Source organism: Duganella sp. CF517 (assembly GCF_900110275.1).
In the GTDB taxonomy this organism is placed as follows: domain Bacteria; phylum Pseudomonadota; class Gammaproteobacteria; order Burkholderiales; family Burkholderiaceae_D; genus Rugamonas.
In genome coordinates this window covers 772447-790872 of record NZ_FODC01000001.1, presented here as the reverse complement: position 1 = coordinate 790872, position 18426 = coordinate 772447, and the positions used below count along the sequence as shown (strand labels likewise).

General features: G+C 66.3%; 19 protein-coding genes. 8 read left to right on the top strand and 11 right to left on the bottom strand.

Going from position 1 to position 18426, the window contains the following annotated elements:
• Positions 1 to 28: 28 nt before the first annotated feature.
• A complete protein-coding gene (locus tag BMX85_RS03330; RefSeq protein WP_090314251.1) occupies positions 29 to 982 on the top strand; it encodes a GGDEF domain-containing protein in 954 nt (317 codons plus the stop codon).
• A 68-nt stretch (positions 983 to 1050) separates the two neighbouring features.
• Complete coding sequence (locus BMX85_RS03325; RefSeq protein ID WP_090314250.1) at positions 1051 to 1833, top strand: substrate-binding periplasmic protein; 783 nt, start codon at positions 1051 to 1053, stop codon at positions 1831 to 1833.
• 65 nt (positions 1834 to 1898) lie between these two features.
• Here the strand turns inward: BMX85_RS03325 and BMX85_RS03320 are convergent, their stop codons facing one another.
• Positions 1899 to 2987: a calcium:cation antiporter gene (locus BMX85_RS03320; protein ID WP_090314249.1), complete on the bottom strand. Its 1089-nt coding sequence runs from the start codon at positions 2985 to 2987 to the stop codon at positions 1899 to 1901.
• Positions 2988 to 3259: 272 nt separating this feature from the next.
• Between BMX85_RS03320 and BMX85_RS03315 the strand changes: the two genes are divergently transcribed.
• Positions 3260 to 4759, top strand: a complete 1500-nt coding sequence (locus tag BMX85_RS03315; protein ID WP_090314248.1) for a tryptophan halogenase family protein — start codon at positions 3260 to 3262, stop codon at positions 4757 to 4759.
• Positions 4760 to 4792: 33 nt separating this feature from the next.
• Here the strand turns inward: BMX85_RS03315 and BMX85_RS03310 are convergent, their stop codons facing one another.
• The 3 genes from BMX85_RS03310 to BMX85_RS29925 form a co-directional block, all read right to left on the bottom strand.
• The gene (locus BMX85_RS03310) at positions 4793 to 5086 is read right to left on the bottom strand and encodes a hypothetical protein (RefSeq protein WP_090314247.1); all 294 of its coding nucleotides are present in this window, start codon (positions 5084 to 5086) and stop codon (positions 4793 to 4795) included.
• A 241-nt stretch (positions 5087 to 5327) separates the two neighbouring features.
• Positions 5328 to 6173, bottom strand: a complete 846-nt coding sequence (locus BMX85_RS03305; protein WP_090314246.1) for a 3-keto-disaccharide hydrolase — start codon at positions 6171 to 6173, stop codon at positions 5328 to 5330.
• A gap of 129 nt (positions 6174 to 6302) precedes the next feature.
• A complete protein-coding gene (locus tag BMX85_RS29925; RefSeq protein ID WP_143067890.1) occupies positions 6303 to 6536 on the bottom strand; it encodes a hypothetical protein in 234 nt (77 codons plus the stop codon).
• Positions 6537 to 6586: 50 nt separating this feature from the next.
• Between BMX85_RS29925 and BMX85_RS03300 the strand changes: the two genes are divergently transcribed.
• On the top strand, positions 6587 to 6913 hold the full coding sequence (locus tag BMX85_RS03300) for an NIPSNAP family protein (protein ID WP_090314245.1): 327 nt from the start codon (positions 6587 to 6589) through the stop codon (positions 6911 to 6913).
• Between the two features lie 93 nt (positions 6914 to 7006).
• Here the strand turns inward: BMX85_RS03300 and BMX85_RS03295 are convergent, their stop codons facing one another.
• Positions 7007 to 9238: an NADP-dependent isocitrate dehydrogenase gene (locus BMX85_RS03295; RefSeq protein ID WP_090314244.1), complete on the bottom strand. Its 2232-nt coding sequence runs from the start codon at positions 9236 to 9238 to the stop codon at positions 7007 to 7009.
• A gap of 299 nt (positions 9239 to 9537) precedes the next feature.
• On the opposite strand from BMX85_RS03295, the gene BMX85_RS03290 reads away from it, so the two are divergent.
• The 4 genes from BMX85_RS03290 to BMX85_RS03275 all read left to right on the top strand — a co-directional run bounded on the left by BMX85_RS03290 (position 9538) and on the right by BMX85_RS03275 (position 13851).
• Positions 9538 to 10266 (top strand): Crp/Fnr family transcriptional regulator, encoded by a 729-nt coding sequence (locus BMX85_RS03290; RefSeq protein ID WP_090314243.1) that lies wholly within the window; start codon positions 9538 to 9540, stop codon positions 10264 to 10266.
• Positions 10263 to 11954, top strand: a complete 1692-nt coding sequence (locus BMX85_RS03285; RefSeq protein WP_090314242.1) for a hybrid sensor histidine kinase/response regulator — start codon at positions 10263 to 10265, stop codon at positions 11952 to 11954. The genes BMX85_RS03290 and BMX85_RS03285 overlap by 4 nt, the downstream gene beginning before the upstream one ends.
• On the top strand, positions 11951 to 12772 hold the full coding sequence (locus BMX85_RS03280; RefSeq protein WP_090314241.1) for a response regulator: 822 nt from the start codon (positions 11951 to 11953) through the stop codon (positions 12770 to 12772). Before BMX85_RS03285 ends, BMX85_RS03280 begins: the two co-directional genes overlap by 4 nt.
• A 128-nt stretch (positions 12773 to 12900) precedes the next feature.
• Positions 12901 to 13851, top strand: coding sequence for a bifunctional Delta(1)-pyrroline-2-carboxylate/Delta(1)-piperideine-2-carboxylate reductase (locus tag BMX85_RS03275; protein ID WP_090314240.1), 951 nt, complete (start codon positions 12901 to 12903; stop codon positions 13849 to 13851).
• Here BMX85_RS03275 and BMX85_RS03270 read toward each other — a convergent pair.
• From BMX85_RS03270 to BMX85_RS03245, 6 genes are read right to left on the bottom strand one after another with little or no spacing between them, the layout of a single operon-like run.
• A complete protein-coding gene (locus BMX85_RS03270) occupies positions 13842 to 14804 on the bottom strand; it encodes a hypothetical protein (RefSeq protein WP_090314239.1) in 963 nt (320 codons plus the stop codon). The two genes, BMX85_RS03275 and BMX85_RS03270, sit on opposite strands and share 10 nt — an antisense overlap.
• A 49-nt stretch (positions 14805 to 14853) precedes the next feature.
• Positions 14854 to 15597, bottom strand: a complete 744-nt coding sequence (locus BMX85_RS03265) for a hypothetical protein (RefSeq protein ID WP_090314238.1) — start codon at positions 15595 to 15597, stop codon at positions 14854 to 14856.
• A 43-nt stretch (positions 15598 to 15640) separates the two neighbouring features.
• Positions 15641 to 16600: a hypothetical protein gene (locus BMX85_RS03260; protein WP_177196635.1), complete on the bottom strand. Its 960-nt coding sequence runs from the start codon at positions 16598 to 16600 to the stop codon at positions 15641 to 15643.
• Between the two features lie 59 nt (positions 16601 to 16659).
• The gene (locus BMX85_RS03255) at positions 16660 to 17091 is read right to left on the bottom strand and encodes a hypothetical protein (protein WP_090314236.1); all 432 of its coding nucleotides are present in this window, start codon (positions 17089 to 17091) and stop codon (positions 16660 to 16662) included.
• On the bottom strand, positions 17088 to 17963 hold the full coding sequence (locus tag BMX85_RS03250) for a CsgG/HfaB family protein (RefSeq protein ID WP_090314235.1): 876 nt from the start codon (positions 17961 to 17963) through the stop codon (positions 17088 to 17090). Before BMX85_RS03250 ends, BMX85_RS03255 begins: the two co-directional genes overlap by 4 nt.
• Entirely contained in the window at positions 17960 to 18418 is a 459-nt protein-coding gene (locus BMX85_RS03245) for a curli assembly protein CsgF (RefSeq protein ID WP_090314234.1), read from the bottom strand. The genes BMX85_RS03250 and BMX85_RS03245 overlap by 4 nt, the downstream gene beginning before the upstream one ends.
• Positions 18419 to 18426: the final 8 nt, after the last annotated feature.

Below are 18426 nucleotides of genomic sequence, written 5' to 3'. Positions count from 1 at the left end.
GCATGCTCCCCACTTACTTACTTCACTTATGCTATTTTCGCCGACAGACCCCGCGACCGCCGCTGGCGATCCGGGCGTGTACCGCACCTTGCTCGAGTCGACCCGCGCCATTCCGTGGCGCATCGACTGGGCCACCATGGGTTTCAGTTATATCGGCCCGCAGATCGAGGCCTTGCTTGGCTGGAGCCAGTCGAGCTGGCTCTCGGCCAACGACTGGATCGAGCGCATCCACGAGGAGGACCGCCAGAAGACGGTCGACTTCTGCATCGCCCAGTCGCAGCAGGGCATCGACCACGAGGCCGACTACCGCGCCCTCACCCGCGACGGCGACTACGTCTGGATCCGCGACGTGGTGCACGTGGTGCGGCGCGAGGACGGCAGCGTCGACTCGCTGGTCGGCTTTATGTTCGATATCACCGAGCGCAAGCAGGCCGAGGACAAGATCTTGCAACTGCAGCGCGAGCTGGAGGTGTTGTCCTACCGCGACAGCCTGACCAACGTCGCCAACCGCCGCATGTTCGACACCCTGTATCCGGTCGAATGGGCCAAGGCGCGCGCCACCGGCGAGCCGTTGTCGGTGGTGGTCATCGATATCGACTATTTCAAACAATACAACGACCACTACGGCCACGTGCAGGGCGACGAGTGCCTGCGCCGCGTGGCGCGGGCGCTGGACGAGGGCGCCTCGCGCTCGCGCGACCTGTGCGCACGCTTGGGCGGGGAGGAATTCGTGTTGCTGCTGCCGGCGACGGACGAGGCGGCCGCGCGCAACGTGGCCGAGCGTTGCCGCAAGCTGCTGGCGCACAAGGCGCTGCCGCACGCGCGCTCGGGCGTGGGCCGCACGGTCACCGTCAGCGCCGGCGTCGGCACCATCGTGCCGGGCGAGCACGACGACCCGCACGTCTTCCTCGACCGGGTCGACCGGCGCCTGTACCAGGCCAAGTCGTCGGGCCGCGACCGCATCTGCGACGCCGAGGCGTGACGCCGGCATTTCAGTTATTCCAAAACTTGCCGATATAGGGGAAGGGAAAACACTAGGCGGCAGACGGCATGGGGATACGCGCAGCACTTTTCATTGTTATTTTGGCCACGGCCAACCCGGCCAACCCGGCCAATGGCGCCAAACAGGCCGCCGGCGCGGCAGCGGCGGCCGTGCCGGCCGTCACGCTGCGCATCGCCAGCGAGCGCATGCCACCGTCGAGCATGATGGTGGACGGCGTGCTCACCGGCCGCGAGACCGACAAGATACGCGAGCTGATGGCGCGCACCGGCACGCCATACACGCTTGAACTGTTGCCGTGGAAGCGGGCGTACGTGAACGCCCTGACCAACGATCACGCCTGCGTCTACTCCACCACGCGCACGCCGGAGCGCGAGCCGCTGTTCAAATGGGTGGGCGCGACCGATTTTGCCGAATGGCAGCTGTGGGGCCGCGTCGATGCGGGCCTGACGTTGAAGACCCTGGAGGATGCGCGCAAGCTGCGCATCGGCACCGCCAACGGCGACGCGCGCGATGAGTTCTTGCGTCGCCGCGGGTTCATCGTCGAGCCGGTCAACGAAGACCTTTTGAACGCGCAAAAATTATTGATGCGCCGTATCGACCTGTGGGCGGTCAGCGTTCGCAACGGCACCAAGGGGCCGCGCGGGTTGACCGGCTCCGAGGTGGCGCCGCTGCTCTCGTTCCACCGGGTACAGGTGTATTTGGCGTGTAACACCTCGGTGCCGGACGCCCTGGTCGAGCGGCTCAACGCCGCCGCCGCCGAGATGTGGCGCGACGGCACCATGGAGCGCATCGGCCGCAAGTACGAGAACTGGGCGCCACCGGGCAAGTGACGCCGGTGCGCCCGGCGCTTGCATCAATCAATACATCGAGGTGCCCGGGTCGAACACCGTCGCCGTCACGGCACGACCGTCACGAACAGGTACACCGCGAAGATCATCAGCAGCACCGTGCCCTGCATGATGGTGGTGCGGCCGCTGCCCAGCGACAGCGAGGTGACGATGATCGACAGCAGCAGCAGCACGGTCGACTTGACGTCGATGCCCAGGGTCAGGGTCCAGCCGTTGACCAGCGAGACGATCGCTACCGCCGGGATGGTCAGGCCGATGCTGGCCAGCGCCGAGCCGAGCGCCAGGTTCAGGCTGGTTTGCAGGCGGTTGGCGCGCGCCGCCTGGTAGGCGGCGATGCCTTCCGGCAGCAGCACCACGGCCGCGATGATGATGCCCACCAGCGCCTTGGGCGCGCCCATCTTGAGCACCGCCGCCTCCAGCGCCGGCGACAGCGATTTGGCCAGCAGCACCACGCCGCCCAGGCACACCAGCAGCAGCGCGCCGCTCCACCAGGCCAGCCTGGCCGGGGGCACCGGCGCGTGGTCGTCCTCGCCGCCGCTGGCCGGCAGGAAGTAGTCGCGGTGGCGCACCGTCTGCACGAATACGAACGTTCCATACAGCACCAGCGAAACCACGGCGATGAAAATCAGCTGGCTGCCGCTGTAGAACGGCCCCGGCGTGGTGGTGGTGTAGTTGGGCAGCACCATGGTCAGCACCGCGATCGCCGCCAGGGTGGTCAGCGCCGCCGACACGCCGCTCAAGGTGAAGGTTTGCTCGCCGTGGCGGCTGCCGCCGGCCAGCAGGCAGATGCCCACCATGCCGTTGAGGATCAGCATGACGGCGGCGAACACGGTGTCGCGCGCCAGCCCGGTGGTCTCGGCGCCGCCGGCGATCATCAGCGAGACGATCAGCGCCACCTCGATCGCGGTGACCGCCACCGCCAGCACCAATGTGCCGTAGGGCTCGCCGATTTTATGGGCCACCACCTCGGCATGGAACACCGCCGCCAGCACGCCCCAGAACAGGCTGATGGCCAGCACCACCAGATACGCGCCGCCCAGCAGCTCCTGGGCGCCGAGCGCCTTGCCGGCAAGCGCGAGCCAGCCGACGACGGGTCCGGCGATGGCCCAGGCGGGCAGGGTGGCGGATATTTTCATGGGCGGCTCATCGGAATAGGGTGAAGGGAAGGCGGACGATATCTTGCCAGCGCGTTAATTTTACCCGATGGGCCGGCGCCGCACCCGTCCCCGTCGCGTTCGGCATGCAGTGACGATGCGAGCGGCTCATGCCGCCGCCACCATTTCTGCAAGGGGCGGAGGCGCCCGCGTTGGTTGATATCGTTGCCCGGGTTAGTGGTTTTGGTAATTGCCGCGTGCTACGCTTGCTTGCACAATGTACCGTTTCGAATACTGATTGCAAGGGGTAGGGCATGGATGCGGCATACAAGAGCGCCTATCGGCGCATCGTCGTGGTCGGCGGCGGCGCCGCCGGCTGGATGGCGGCCACGGCGCTGGCCACCGCGCTGCCGGGCAGCGCGGTGGAGCTGGTCGAGTCGGAGGAGATCGGCATCATCGGCGTCGGCGAGGCGACTTTCCCTTCCATCCGCGCCTTCCACAAAATCCTCGGCATCGACGAGGCCGAGTTCCTGCGCGCCACCAATGGCACCTACAAGCTGGGCATCGAGTTTTGCGACTGGCGCGTGCGGGGCGAGCGCTATTTCCACACCTTCGGCGATTTCGGCGCGCTGGCCGGACCGCAGTCGCTGTGGGGCCAGCATCGGCGCCTGGGCGACGCCGCCCCGGGCGCGCTGGGCGAGCAATGCCTGCCCAGCGTGATGGCCAGCCAGGGGCGCTTCCAGGTGCCGCCGGAACAGGGGCAATTCTTCAACTACGCCTACCACTTCGACGCCGTGCTGTACGCCGGCTTCCTGCGCACGATGGCGTTGCGCAAGGGCGTGCGCCGCACCGAGGGCCGCATCGTCGACGTGGCGCGCCGCGCCGACGGCGGCGTCGGCCAGCTGCGGCTGGCGGACGGCCGGGTGGTGGAAGGCGACCTGTTCATCGACTGCTCCGGCTTCGCCTCACTACTGCTGGGCCGCACCCTGGAAGAACCCTTTGTCGACTTCAGCCATTGGCTGCCGGTCGACCGCGCCTGGGCCTGTCCGGCCGAGCGTAGCGGAACCGCGTTGGCGCCGTACACGCGGGCGACGGCGCTGGAAGGCGGCTGGGCGTGGCGCATCCCGCTGAGCAACCGGACCGGCCATGGCCACGTGTTCGCCAGCCGCCACATCGACGAGGAGCGGGCGCTGTCGCAACTGCTGGCGCAAATGGACGCCCCGGCGCTGGCCGAACCGCGCCTGCTGCGCTTCGCCACCGGCCATCGCGCGCGCTTCTGGGTGCGCAACGTGGTGGCGCTGGGCTTGTCCTCCGGTTTCCTGGAGCCGCTCGAATCGACCAGCATTTTCCTGGTCCAGAGCGGCCTCGGACGACTGATCGAAGCGCTGTTGCCGGGCACGGCGCCGGACGCGCGCACGCTGGCCGACTACAACAGCGGCATGGTGCGCCAGTTCGAGCGCGTGCGCGACTTCATTATCCTGCACTACCGCCTGACGGCCAGGCGCGACAGCGCGCTGTGGCGCACCATGGCGACGATGGAACTGCCGGACACGCTGGCCTTCAAGATCCACGCGTGGCGCCAGACCGGCGCGCTGCACCAGTACGGCGACGAGGGCTTCGACGCCACCAGCTGGCTGGCGATCCACGCCGGCATGGGGCACTGGCCCGAGCACGCCGACCCGGCGCTGCGCGAGGTGGCGCCGGAAGCGGCGTTGCTGGGCTTGCGGCAGCGGCGCGAGGGCATCGCCGCCGCCGTGGCGGCCATGCCCACTCACGACGACTATTTGCGCGCCGTGCTGGCGCAGCGCGCATAAAGATACCGCCTCCGCCCGGAAACCGGGCCGCTGCTATCGCATCGCGATTTGGAGTGCCAGCACGAGCAGGAACAGCGCCGGCACCCCGTTCAGCAGCAGTCCGATCCAACCGCACCATGCGCTTTCGCCTCCGCGTATCAGGCTGGCCAGCGCGGTCGCCAGTCCCGCCAGCATTCCGATCGACAGCACGATTCCCGCGAGCCCCATGCAGCGCAAACCAAAATCACCGCATTGCGATTGCCCGCCCGAAAACGCGCCGTTGGCCGCGCCCAAGCCCGCAGCGAACGTGATCAGTGCGATGGCGATGCTGATGAAGTCCAGTCTCATTGTTCGTCGTCTTTTCGATGTGCCCTCCGGGGCGAATTAGGTAGCCGCGCCGGTGGGCGTGCTGTCCTCCGCGGTGGGCTGCATCATACCGCAGTTGCGGCATGATCGTTTCTCTAACATTTAGCTGCCAGGACGACCATGCCTACTCCGATCACCATCGCCAAGAACGGCACCATCCCGCTGGACATGTTGTCCAACCTGGTCAACCGCCACGGCTCAGCTAGCGCGTTTCAGCCTCGAGTCAGCCGGGTTTGCCTGCCGGGGCCGGCGGCGGCACCGGCCCATCCAGTTTCCTCACCTGGATGTCCTTGAAGAACGCCTCGGCGCCCTCGGACTGGATCGAGAACTTGCCGCGAGTGAGCGGGATCATTTTGCCGTTCACCAACTGACGCGAATTGGCCATGCGCAGCACCTCGTGGCCGTTGACGATGTGCACCAGCGTTTTGCCGTCGGCGATCACTTCCATCGTGTTCCATTCGCCGCTGGGCTTTTCGAAATTGCCTTTCTTCAGGATGCGCGCCTTGATGTCCTTGCGCAGCGGCAGCGACGGTTCGTAGCGGTAGAATTTCCAGTCGCCCTGGTTGGCGTCGCCGACATGGGCGTCGACCGCCACGCCGTCGAGGCTGTGGTAGTCGGCGCAATCGCCTTCCTGCAGCTGGAACTCGTGGCTGCGCATCCAGTGTCCGTCCTGCGCGCCTTCCTTGCCGACGGCGTAGTACAGCAGGCCGCTGTCGCGCATCACGTTCTCGCGCGGCGGCCACTTCTTGACGCCCCATTTGAACGCGAATTTGAGGTGGAAGTTTTCATACTCGTCGAGCGTCGAGACGCTGCCCCATTCCTCGCCCGACACGCGCAGCATGCCGTCGACCACGGAAAACACCTTGCGCGCGTCGTTGTCGACCCCGCGCACCGAAGTCGGCGCCTTCATGCCGTCGGTGGTCGGCTGCATGCTGACGTAGGTGCTCCAGCCGCCCAGGTCCTTGCCGTTGAACAGCGATTTCCACGGACCGGCCTCGGCGGCGGACGCCGCGCAGCCCAGCGCGAGCAGGGCGCCCAGCAAGGCGGTTTTGGTGAACAGGTTTTTCATGGCGTTTCGTCTCCTTTTTTGGAAAAAAACGAATCTATCACGGGGCGCCGGGAGCGCGTCCGAAAAAGCCGGGATTGCCGATTTCGTTATAAAAATCTCCGAATTTGGACAGCGGCCCGCGCGCGCTGTTCAAGGAAGCTTTTTGGACGCCCGCGCCATGTCGATGGCCTCGTCGATGTAGCGCACCGCCTGGTCGGTGCCGTGCGGCGCTTTCAGGAAGCGCCGCAGGCCCTCGTACGTCGGGCTGAATAAAGGTTGTCCCCGACGGCGGGCGCTGTCAGCTCCGATGGCCGTCGCGGCCGCCGCAACGGCGCGCCGCAGCGCCGCTGTGGTGTAATTGGGACGACTTCCGGATAGAATCACCCGCCGGCCACGCCACAGGCCGTTCCGCCACTTTTCCCAGGAGAGAAATAATGATTTACGAACTACGCGTCTACCACTGCGCCGCCGGCCGGCTGCCGGCCTTGCACCAGCGCTTTTCGCACGTGACGCTGCCGCTGTGGCACAAGCATGGCATCGAGCAGGCCGGCTTCTTCACCACCGTGGTCGGTCCGAGCAACCAGACCTTGACCTACTTGCTGAAATGGGAAAGCCTGGCCGAGCGCGAGGCCAAGTGGAACGCCTTCGCCACCGATCCGGAATGGACGGCCGCGCGCGCCGCGTCGGAGGCCGACGGCGTCATCGTCGAGCGCATCGATAACTCCTTCCTGGAGCCGACCGCGTATTCGGCGCTGCGCTGACGGCTGACCGGGATAAAAAAAGGGAAGCCCGCGGGCTTCCCTTTTTGCCGAGGCGGCGCGGCGGCGGGCGCCGCGCCGTTCTGCGGTCGACGGTTAGATGCTGTCGAGCGCGGCGTTGAAGCTGGCGCTAGGACGCATCGCCGCTTCGGTCTTGGACGGGTCCGGATAGTAGTAGCCGCCGATGTCGATCGGCTTGCCCTGCACGTCGTTGAGCTCGCCGACGATCTTGCCTTCGTTGTCGGCCAGCGTCTTGGCCAGCGGCGCGAAGTGCGCTTGCAGCTCGGCGTCGTCGGTCTGCGCCGCCAGCGCCTGGGCCCAGTACAGCGACAGGTAGAAATGGCTGCCACGGTTGTCGAGCTCGCCGGTCCGCGACGATGGCGACTTGCTGTTGTCGAGCAGTTTGCCGGTGGCGACGTCCAGGGTCTGCGCCAGGATCTTGGCCTTGGCGTTGCCTTCCTTGATGCCCAGCTCTTCCAGCGACACGGCCAGCGCCAGGAATTCGCCCAGCGAATCCCAACGCAGGTGGTTTTCTTCCACCAGCTGCTTGACGTGCTTCGGCGCCGAACCGCCGGCGCCGGTCTCGTACATGCCGCCACCGGCCATCAGCGGCACGATCGACAGCATCTTGGCGCTGGTGCCCAGTTCCAGGATCGGGAACAGGTCGGTCAGATAGTCGCGCAGGATGTTGCCGGTCACCGAGATGGTGTCGAGGCCGCGCGAGACGCGCTCCAGCGTGTAGCGCATGGCGCGCGTCTGCGACATGATGTGGATGTCCAGGCCGCTGGTGTCGTGGTCCTTCAGGTACAGCTGGACCTTCTTGATCACTTCGGCTTCGTGCGGACGGTAGGTGTCGAGCCAGAACACGGCCGGCATGCCGGACTGGCGCGCGCGGGTGACGGCCAGCTTGACCCAGTCGCGGATCGGCGCGTCCTTGACCTGGCACATGCGCCAGATGTCGCCCGCTTCGACGGTTTGGCTCAGCAGCACTTCGCCGGTGTCGAGGTCGGTGATGTTGGCGATGCCGCCTTCGGCCACTTCAAACGTCTTGTCGTGCGAGCCGTATTCCTCGGCCTGCTGGGCCATCAGGCCGACGTTGGGCACGGTGCCCATGGTGGTCGGGTCGAAGTTGCCGTGCCATTTGCAGAAGTTGATCATCTCCTGGTAAATGCGGGCGAAGGTCGACTCCGGCATGACCGCCTTGACGTCGGCGGTGCGGCCGTCGGCGCCCCACATCTTGCCGCCGATGCGGATCATGGCCGGCATCGAGGCGTCGACGATGACGTCGTTGGGCGAATGGAAGTTGGTGATGCCCTTGGCCGAATCGACCATGGCCAGCTTCGGACGGTGCTCCAGGCAGGCGTGCAGGTCCTTCATGACCTCTTCCTTCTGCGACGACGGCAGCTTCTCGATCTTGTCGTACAGGTTGACCATGCCGTTGTTGACGTTCACGCCCAGTTCCTCGAACAGCTTGGCGTGCTTCTCGAACGCGTCCTTGTAGAAGATGCGCACGCAGTGGCCGAACACGATCGGGTGCGACACCTTCATCATCGTCGCCTTGACGTGCAACGAGAACATCACGCCGGTCTTGTAGGCGTCGTCGATTTCCTTCTCGTAGAAGTCCAGCAGCGCTTTCTTGCTCATGAACATAGAGTCGATGATCTCGCCGGCCTGCAGCGCGACCTTCGGCTTGAGCACGATGGCCTTGCCGGAGGTGGTGATCAGTTCCATCTTGACGTTGCGGGCCTTGTCGAGGGTCATCGACTTTTCACCGTGGTAGAAGTCGCCGCCGTGCATGTGCGACACGTGGGTGCGCGAAGCCTGGCTCCATTCGCCCATCGAGTGCGGGTGCTTGCGGGCGTATTCCTTGACGGCCTTCGGCGCGCGGCGGTCGGAGTTGCCTTCGCGCAGGACCGGGTTCACGGCCGAGCCGGTGCACTTGCTGTAGCGCGCCTTGAGGGCTTTTTCCTCGTCGGTTTTCGGGTCTTCCGGGAAGTCGGGCAGGGCGTAGCCCTTTTCCTGCAGTTCGCGGATGGCGGCCTGCAACTGGGCCACCGAGGCCGAGATGTTGGGCAGTTTGATGATGTTGGCTTCCGGCTTGAGCGTCAGCGCGCCCAGTTCGGCCAGCGTGTTCGGGACTTTTTGTGCGTCGGTCAGGAATTCCGGGAATTCGGCCAGCACGCGGGAGGCGACGGAAATATCTTTGGCGACAACGTCGACGCCGGCCGGCGCGGTGAACTTCTTGATAATCGGTAGCAGGGAATACGTCGCCAGCAACGGCGCCTCGTCAGTCAGTGTGTAGATGATTTTTGACTTTTCTGTTGACATGTCATTCCCTTGTATACGGTAGTGTAGTTAATGATCCCGGTCCGGGGGCAGGATAGTCTGCGCAACCCGGGCGGATGGTGCGTCGGCGCGGTCGCCATTTTCACTCAAGCGCTTATTTTAGGACAATCCGGGCGTACATGGGCGGAAACCCCTGCAAAGGACGAGGTCGCAAGGCGGTTTTTTGCCGTTTCAGGGGCTGGCGGGGGGCTCGACGCCCCGAATGTGTTATCCTGCGGCACGGTCCTCGTTCACCGTCCCCGCCGCCCGCCTAGTTGACGACTGGAAAAACAAGTTTCTCCATGCGTCTTAACGATCCCAACCAAAACCATCTGCTGGCAGCCCTGCTGGAGTCCGATTTCGCGCGCCTGTCGCCGCACCTCGAACCGATCATGATGCGGCTGGGGGACGTGCTGTACGAGTCCGGCGGACAGTTGCAATATGTATATTTCCCGACCTCCGCCATCGTGTCGCTGCACTACGTGCTGGAGAACGGCGGCTCGTCCGAGATCGCCGGCGTCGGCAACGAGGGCATCCTGGGCATCTCCCTGTTTATGGGCGGAAATACAACGCCGAGCCGCGCGGTGGTGCAGACGGCCGGCCACGGCTACCGGCTCAAGTCGCACATCCTCATGGACGAGTTCAACCGCGCCGGACCCGTCATGCGGCTGTTGCTGCGCTACACGCAGGCGCTGCTGACGCAAATGTCGCAGACGGCCGTCTGCAACCGCCACCACACGGTCGAGCAGCAACTGTGCCGCTGGCTGCTGCTCACGCTCGACCGCCTGCCGGGCAACGAGCTGACGATGACGCAGGAATTGATCGCCAATATGCTCGGCGTGCGCCGCGAAGGGGTCACCGTGGCCGCCGGCAAGCTGCAGGAAAACGGCTATATCAGCTACCGCCGCGGCCATATCACCGTGCTCGACCGGGTCGGCCTGGAGGCCGAGGTGTGCGAGTGCTACGAGGTGGTCAAAAAGGAATTCGCGCGGCTGATGTCAGACGTGCGTCAACGCCAGGGAAACAAATGAGCCACAACAAGACCGACGCGCCGTTGCTCAAGGCCGACGCCTTGCAGCAGGCTATCTTTAAAAGCGCCAATTTTTCCTGCATCGCCACCGACGCCCAGGGCGTCATCCAACTGTTCAACGTTGGCGCCGAGCGCATGCTCGGCTACAGCGCGGAGGAGGTGGTCAACCTGATCACGCCGGCCGGCATTTCGGACGCCCAGGAGATGATCGAACGCGCCGAGGCGCTCAGCCTCGAGCTGGGCACCCCAATCCGTCCCGGCTTCGAGGCGCTGATCTTCAAGGCCTCGCGCGGCATCGAGGATACCTACGAGCTGACCTATGTGCGCAAGGACGGCAGCCGCTTCCCGGCGATCGTCTCGGTCAGTCCGCTGCGCGACGGCGACGACAAGATCATCGGCTATCTGCTGATCGGCACCGACAACACGGCCCGCAAGCAGGTCGAGGAGGCGCAGGCGCGGCTCGACGCCCGCTTGCGCGAGCAACAACTGGCGCTGCAGGAGACCAACGTCGAGCTGGAGGCCGCGCGCGCCGCCGCCGACAAGGCCAACCGGGCCAAGTCGGAGTTCCTGTCGAGCATGAGCCACGAGCTGCGCACGCCGCTGAACGCCGTGCTTGGCTTCGCCCAGCTGCTGGCGTCGGACAAACCGCCGCCGACGCCGTCGCAGCTGCGCTCGATCGACCAGATCCTCAAGGGCGGCTGGTATCTGCTGCAACTGATTAACGAGATCCTCGACCTGGCCATGATCGAATCGGGCAAGGTGACGATGTCGCAGGAATCGATGGGGCTGTCCGACGTGCTCAAGGATTGCCAGGCGATGGTCGGTCCGCAGGCGCAAAAGCGCGGCATCCGGCTGGTGTTCACGCCGATGGCGCGGCCGTTCTTCGTCCACGCCGACCGCACCCGCGTCAAGCAGGTGATGATCAATCTGCTGTCGAACGCGATCAAGTACAACCGCGTCGGCGGCAGCGTGACGGTGACCTGCGGCGAGGGCAGCGACGGCATGGTGCGCGTCAGCGTGGCCGACACCGGCGCCGGCCTGAGCCAGGAGCAGATCGTCCACCTGTTCGAGCCGTTCAACCGCCTCGGCCAGGAGGAGGGCGGCGAGGAGGGCACCGGCATCGGCCTGGTCGTCACCAAGCAACTGGTCGAACTGATGCACGGCGCCATCGGCGTCGACAGCGCGGTCGGCGCCGGCACCACCTTCTGGGTCGAGCTCGCCGCCAGCGACGAGCCGGTGCTGGAGATGGCCGCCTTCGACACCAACACCTACACCGATCAGCAGATCGACGCCGCGCCGCGCACCTTGCTGTACGTCGAGGACAATCCGGCCAACCTGAACCTGGTCGAGCAACTGATCACGCGCCGTCCCGACCTCAAGCTGCTGACGGCGATCGACGGCTACGCCGGCATCCAGCTGGCGCGCACCTACCAGCCCGACGTGATCCTGATGGACATCAACCTGCCGGGCGTGAGCGGTTTCGGCTGCCTGAAAATCCTGCAGGAGGACCCCTCCACGGCCCACATCCCGGTGATGGCGCTGTCGGCCAACGCCATGCCGCGCGACATCGAAAAAGGCGAGGAGGCCGGTTTCTTCCGCTATCTCACCAAGCCCATCAACGTGGCCCAGTTCATGGACGCGCTGGACCTGGCGCTGGCGTTCGCCGCCGCCCATAAGGAAGTGCAATGATAGACGCGACCCAGCTGTTAAATGCCAGCATCCTCATCGTCGACGACCAGGAAGCCAACGTCATGCTGCTCGAGCGCATGCTCAGCAACGCCGGCTACACCCAGGTCACCAGCACGATGGACCCGTTCGGCGTGGCCGCGCTGCACCTGGCCAACCACTACGACCTGATCCTGCTCGACCTGCAAATGCCGGGCATGGACGGCTTCGAGGTGCTCGAAGCGCTCAAGTTGATCGAGCCCGACGGCTATGTGCCGGTGCTGGTGGTGACCGCCCAGCCGGGCCACAAGCTGCGCGCGCTGCAAGCGGGCGCCAAGGACTTCGTCGCCAAGCCGTTCGAGCTGGTCGAGGTCGAGACGCGCATCCACAACATGCTCGAGGTGCGCCTGCTGCACCGCCAGCTCAACCGTTACAACCAGGAGCTCGAGCACCAGGTGATGCAGCGCACGGCCGAGCTGCGCGCCAGCGAGGCGCGCTTCCAGCGCTTCGCCGAGCTGTCGAGCGACTGGTACTGGGAACAGGACGCCGACGGCAAACTGAACCACTGGTCGGGACCGGTGATGGACATGGTCGGCATCGGCGCCAGCGCCGCCGACGGCTGGGACGTGGCCGAGCGCGCCACGCTGGAGGCCAATATCGCCGAGCGCAAGCCGTTCCTCGATTTCGTCTACCGGCGCACCGCGCCGAACGGCCGGGTGCAGTATCTGCAGGTCAGCGGCGAGCCGATGTTCGACGACGCCAGCCGCTTTGTCGGCTACCGCGGCGTCGGCCGCGATGTGACGGCGATGGCGGCGATGTTCGCGGCGGCGCCCGGACACTGACGGTAACATAACGCGGAGGCGCGTCGGGCGGATTCGGCGCAACGCCGTATCGGCCAAGCGTGCGCCGCGTGCGGCTGATGGCCGATTACGCTACGCTAATCCACCCGACGTGAATTGGAGGAACGCCGATGCTGCTGCCCAACGAATCGCTGTTGATCGACGCGCTGCCATTCCCCGCGTTGATCGAGGCCTTGCGCGCCGCCTTCGCCGCCGGCGCCGACGTCCCCCTGCGCCACACCCACCACCTCGGCGCCGGCGACAGCGCCGGCATCTCGCTGCTGATGCCGGCCTGGGACGCCGACGGCTTCTACGGCGTCAAGATCGTCAACATCTACAGCAACAACCACAAGCGCAATAAACCCGGCCTGCACGCCACCTACATCCTGCACGACGCCACCACCGGCGAGCCGCTGGCCATCTTCGACGGCAACGTCATCACCTCGCGCCGCACCGCCGCCGCCTCGGCGCTCGGCGTCGACTATCTGGCCCGCCGGAATGCGCGCTCGCTGCTGGTGTGCGGCGCGGGGCGGGTCGGCAGCTTGCTGGCGCCCGCCATCGCCACCGTGCGCCAGCTCGACGACATCATGGTCTGGGATATCGACACCGGCGCCTCGCAGCGCACCGTGCAGGCGTTGCGCGCGCAAGGCTTGCCCGCTCGCGTGGCGCCCGCGCTGGAGCCTGCCGCGCGCGGCGCCGACATCATCACCTGCGCCACGCTCGCCGGCGAACCGTTCCTGCGCGCCGAATGGCTGGCGGCGGGCAGCCACGTCGATCTGGTCGGCGGCTTCACGCCGCGGATGTGCGAGGCCGAGCCGGCGTGCTTCGCCGGCGCCGGCGTCTGGGTCGACACGGCCGAAGCGACGCAAAAGTCCGGCGACATCCTCAACGCCATCGCCGCCGGCTGCCTGGGCAGCGACGGCATACGCGGCGACCTGGCGGCGCTGGCGCGCGGACGATGCGCCGCCCGCACCTCGTCCGACCAACGCACGGTGTTCAAGGCGGTCGGCACGGCCCTGGAAGACCTTGCCGCCGCCAAGCTGGCCTACAAACAGCTCGTGCGCGGCGACACTCAGTGCTGATGGATGCCGGCGCTGTTGGCGCTGCCCGTCTGCGTGATACCGGCGACAAAGCCCTCGCCGATCTGCGTGATCGAGGCCACATTCGGCGTAAGGGACCAGGGACCGGATTGCGTCACCGACGCGGTGTTGAGCGTGCCCGTCTGGATGACGGTCGCGCCGTTCGAACCGGTATACTGGCTGACGGCGGCGCTGTTGGCGTTGCCCGTTTGCGTGGTTGACGCGCCGCCGGACTCGCGGATATCGGTGACCGCCAGATTGCCCGCGCCGTCCTGGCTGATATAGGCATCGGTCGCGAAACCGGTCCAGGCCATGCTGCCGCGCGCCTCGTTGCCGGTGCCGGTCTGGCGGATGCCGATGCCGGAATAGAAGGCGTTGTCGTACGTGACCGTGGCCCGGTTGTCCGAGCCGTCCTGGTAGATCGGCAAGCCGGCGTAGCCCGACTGGATGCGCCTGGTCGTGATGACATTGCCCGACCCGTACTGGGAGGGGCGGAAGCTGAGCGCCCCCGAGCCTTCGACCCGGTCGTCGATCATGTTGCGTTCGCCATGCTGCTCGACCCGGATGGTCGATTCGTACGCGCCGTTCTGCATCAGGCTGGCGATGTTGCCCGTGCCGGACTGGTTGATATACGAGAAGCCGAAAAAGCCCCCCTCATGATGCCGCAAGGTCAGCTGGTTGGCGTTCCCCGACTGACTGATCTCGACGATCATGGCGGCCGTCTCGCTCATCAGCACGCCGCCGGTGCGGCCGGCGGGGTCGCCGATCAGGTTGTTGTTGCCCGATTGAACGATGGAGATGGTCGCGCGTTCACCGGCCGAGCGCTGCTCGACGTAAGCCTGGTTGCCGGCGCCCGTTTGCGCGACGCTGGCGGTGGTGGGCTCCTGTGCCCACGCGGCGGACATGGCAAGCGACAGCGCCAGGCCGACGGCGACGGTGGATGTTGAATGGTTCATGCTAGCTCCTTGATGCGATGGAAAAACGTGGAGGAACGGCGCCGGCGCTTCAATGCTGGTGGATGCCCGCCCGGTGGCCGCTGCCCGTCTGCGTGGTGGCGGCGGTGAAGCCGCCGCCGGTTTGGGAGATCCAGGCGGTGGTGACCGTCGTGTTGGTCTGGCTGGCGGTCGCCTGGTTGCCCATGCCCAGCTGGCGGATCTCGACGAACGAGTAGTCGGCCCGGTCGTGCGTGACCGCCGCCCGGTTGCCGATGCCTTCCTGCGTCACGTCCGGCCCGCCGAAGCCGGACCAGCTGCGTGCCAGGCTGATCACGTTGTCCGCGCCGGACTGCGATGCGGTGAAGCCGAACGCCAGGATGTCGGCGCCGGCCGAATCGATCAGGTTGCGCTCGCCGTGCTGCTCGATGCGCACCACCGATTCGTAGGCGCTGTTCTGCCGGATCGACGCGAAGTTGCCGTTGCCCGCCTGGTTGACGAAGGCCAGATCGAAATCGCCCGAGGTTTGCCCGAACGCCGCCTGGTTGTTGTCGCCCAGCTGGTTGACGGTGATCCGCATGCGGTCGGTGTCGCGCTGCAGGATGCCGCCGGTCCGGCCGCCAGGGTCGCCCACGCCGTTGTGGTTGCCGTTTTGGATGACGGTCACCTGCGATTCGCTGGTGACCCGCTGCTGTTCGACATACGACTGGTTGCCGACGCCGGTTTGCGTGATGGCGGCGCTGGCCGCATCCTGCGCGGACGCGCCGCACGCGGCCAGCAGCAACGCGGCGGCGACGGTGAACATGGCGGAGTTCATGGCGGCTCCTTGCGATGGGAGGGAAGGGGACGGCGGAGCCGGCTCAATGCTGATAGATGCCGGCGGCGTTGCCGCTACCGGTCTGGGTGATGTTGGCGACAAAGCCCTCGCCTACCTGCGTGATCCAGGCGCTGTTGGCCAGCGCCGCCGGCGACACGGGCGAGCCGGTTTGGGAGATCGACGCCGTGTTGAGGTTACCGCTCTGCAGGATCGTCGACTCGTTCAGGAACTGGCTTTGACTGACGTCCGCGATGTTCTGGTTGCCGGTCTGCGTGATCGTCGACACGGTCTGGCTGCCGCCGAGGTTGGCGGTGGCCTGGTTTTCGTTCCCGGTCTGCACGATGAACAACGTGGTCGATTGCGTGCCGAAATGGTTGACAGTCGCCAGATTGTCCATGCCTTGCTGGCTGATGTTGGCGGACGAGAGGAACGCGTTGTCCTGGGTGACCTTGGCCAGATTGCGGTCGCCTTGCTGGCTCACGATCGGCCCCGAGAACGCGGACAGGTCGGTGGTCACGATGACGAGGTTGTCAGCGCCCGACTGGGTGACGGCGGTACCGGCCGCCAAACTGTCGGTGGTGAAAGTGTCGACCACATTGCGCTCGCCTTGTTGCTGGATGTTCGCCGTCGATTCGGACACGGAGTTCTGCAAAACGGTGGCGACATTGTCCACGCCGGACTGCACGATCGCGCTGAAATTGCGCACGCCCATATTTTGCTGATGGGTTAGCGTATTGTTGTCGCCCGTCTGGGCGACCGTGATCATCGAACCATCGAGGTCGCGCTGCAGGATGCCGCCGGTGCGGGTGGCCGGGTCGCCCACCGTATTGTTGTTGCCCGTTTGCGTGACCGACACGCCGGCCCGGGTGGCCCGATCCTGTTCGACATAGGACTGATTGCCGTTGCCGGTTTGGGTGAGTGCGGCGCTGTTCGGAAACTGCGCCGACGCGCTGGCGGCGGCCAGCAGCAGGCTGGCGGCGATGGTGGAAAGTGCGTAGTTCATGATGACTCCTTTGTTGAGGTGAAACATTGGTGGAACGGGATTGCGGGATCGGACGGGATTCAATGCTGAATCATGGTGGCGCGCTTGCCGTTGCCGGTCTGGGTGATGCGCGCGCTCGTGTCGTGACCGTATTGCTCGATGCGCGCGCTGTTGGCGTTGCCGTGCTGATCGACCAGTGCGCTGTTGCCCGTGCCGCCCTGGATGACAGTCGCTTCGTTACCCTTGCCGTCCTGCTGGAGCTCGACGGTGTTGGCGACGCCGTCCTGCGCCACCGTCGCCGTGTTTTGGCGGCCGCGCTGCGAGGCCGCCAGCCTGTGCTCGCGGCCGCGCTGGTCTGTCGCGATCGTGTTCATGACGCCGTGCTGGCCGACCGAGGCCAGCGAGCCGCCGCCCAGCAAGCCGCCTGGCGGCAATTCCGGGCTGGCCAGATCGCCGGCCGTGGCCAACCGCGCGGCGAGCAGCGCGGCGGCCATCGCAAGCCGGGCGCTCATGGCATCCCCGCCGCCGCGTCATAGCGGGTGTCGCGGTCGGTGGCGTAGCGCTGCACCACCGGATCGGCCCAGCGCGCCGGATCTTGCAGTGCCCAGTGGCCTTCGCGCACGCCCTGGACGATCAGATGGGCCACGCCGGCCTCGATCGCCTCGTTGACGCACAGCTGGGTCGGCTCGTTGCGCGTCATGCCGGCCTCCAGCTCCAGCAAATCCTTGACGTTGACGAACTTGAACACGCTCGGATGCACCTCGTACGCGTAGACGGTCTTGGTGGTCGACACGCTTTGCAGGATCTGGCCGCTGCGGATGTCGATGGTGCGTAGGCCGACGGTGACCTGGTCGACCCGGTACTGGGTGCTGACGCCGATACCCAGAAAGCGCGCGCCGGCGCCGCCGGTGCGCACATTGCTTTCGAACGCGGTGATGCCGCCCTCGATCAGCACCGACGCCGCCAGCAGCGGCGGAATCTGCACCGCCGGCGTGCCGGCCGGCTGCGGCATCTCCAGCGCGCGCACGATCTTGCGCTCGGTCAGCAGGTTTTGCAGGTTCTCGCGTTCGACCGGGATGAACCAGCCCGATTCCTTGAGCGCCTTGATTAGCATCGACGACGCCCCTTGCGTGACGGCTGTGGAGAACGAGCTGTCCGGCGCCGGCTTGTATTGCCCGGTCTGGTCCCTGATGCCGTAGACGGCCACTGCCACCTTGCCTTTGGGCGGCGGCAGCTGGCGCAGATCTCCCGTGGCGGCGGTCGACGGCGTCAGCTGGGCGTGCTGGCGCGCCACCGACGGCGGGTGGGTGATGGCGCAGCCGGACGCCAGCAAGGCCGCCGCCGCCACGGCGAGCGGCGCGTCGCGTCGCAGCATGGTATTCATTGCGCCACCTCGAACGAGGTCGAGGCGCCGGTCGCCTTGTCGGTGGTGGTGATGCGCAGCATGCCGCCGCCGAGGTCGACCACATTGATGGTGAAGTTTTGCGTGGAGAACGTTCCCGGCACCAGCTTGCCGTCGGCGCCGGTCAGCTTGGAGGTGGCGGCGGCGGCCAGTTGGCTGAGCACCGTGCGTTCCAGCGTCTGGTTGAACTGCGCCAACGGCGACTGGTCCAGCAGCGAGCGTCCCGGGCTATCCTTGCCGACGTGGGTGTTGGTGGCCGTCGCGGTGGCCAGCAGATGCTGGCCGTTGGCCGGATAGCCGCCGAACGCCGGGTTCACCGGCTGATAGACGATGTCGGTCGCGCCGGCGCCGGAGGCCAGCAGCGTGGCGCAGACGGCGACGCGGGCGGCGAGGCGGGCGGCGGTGCGGACACGGCGTGTCGATCGGAGGATGGGCATGGCGGGCT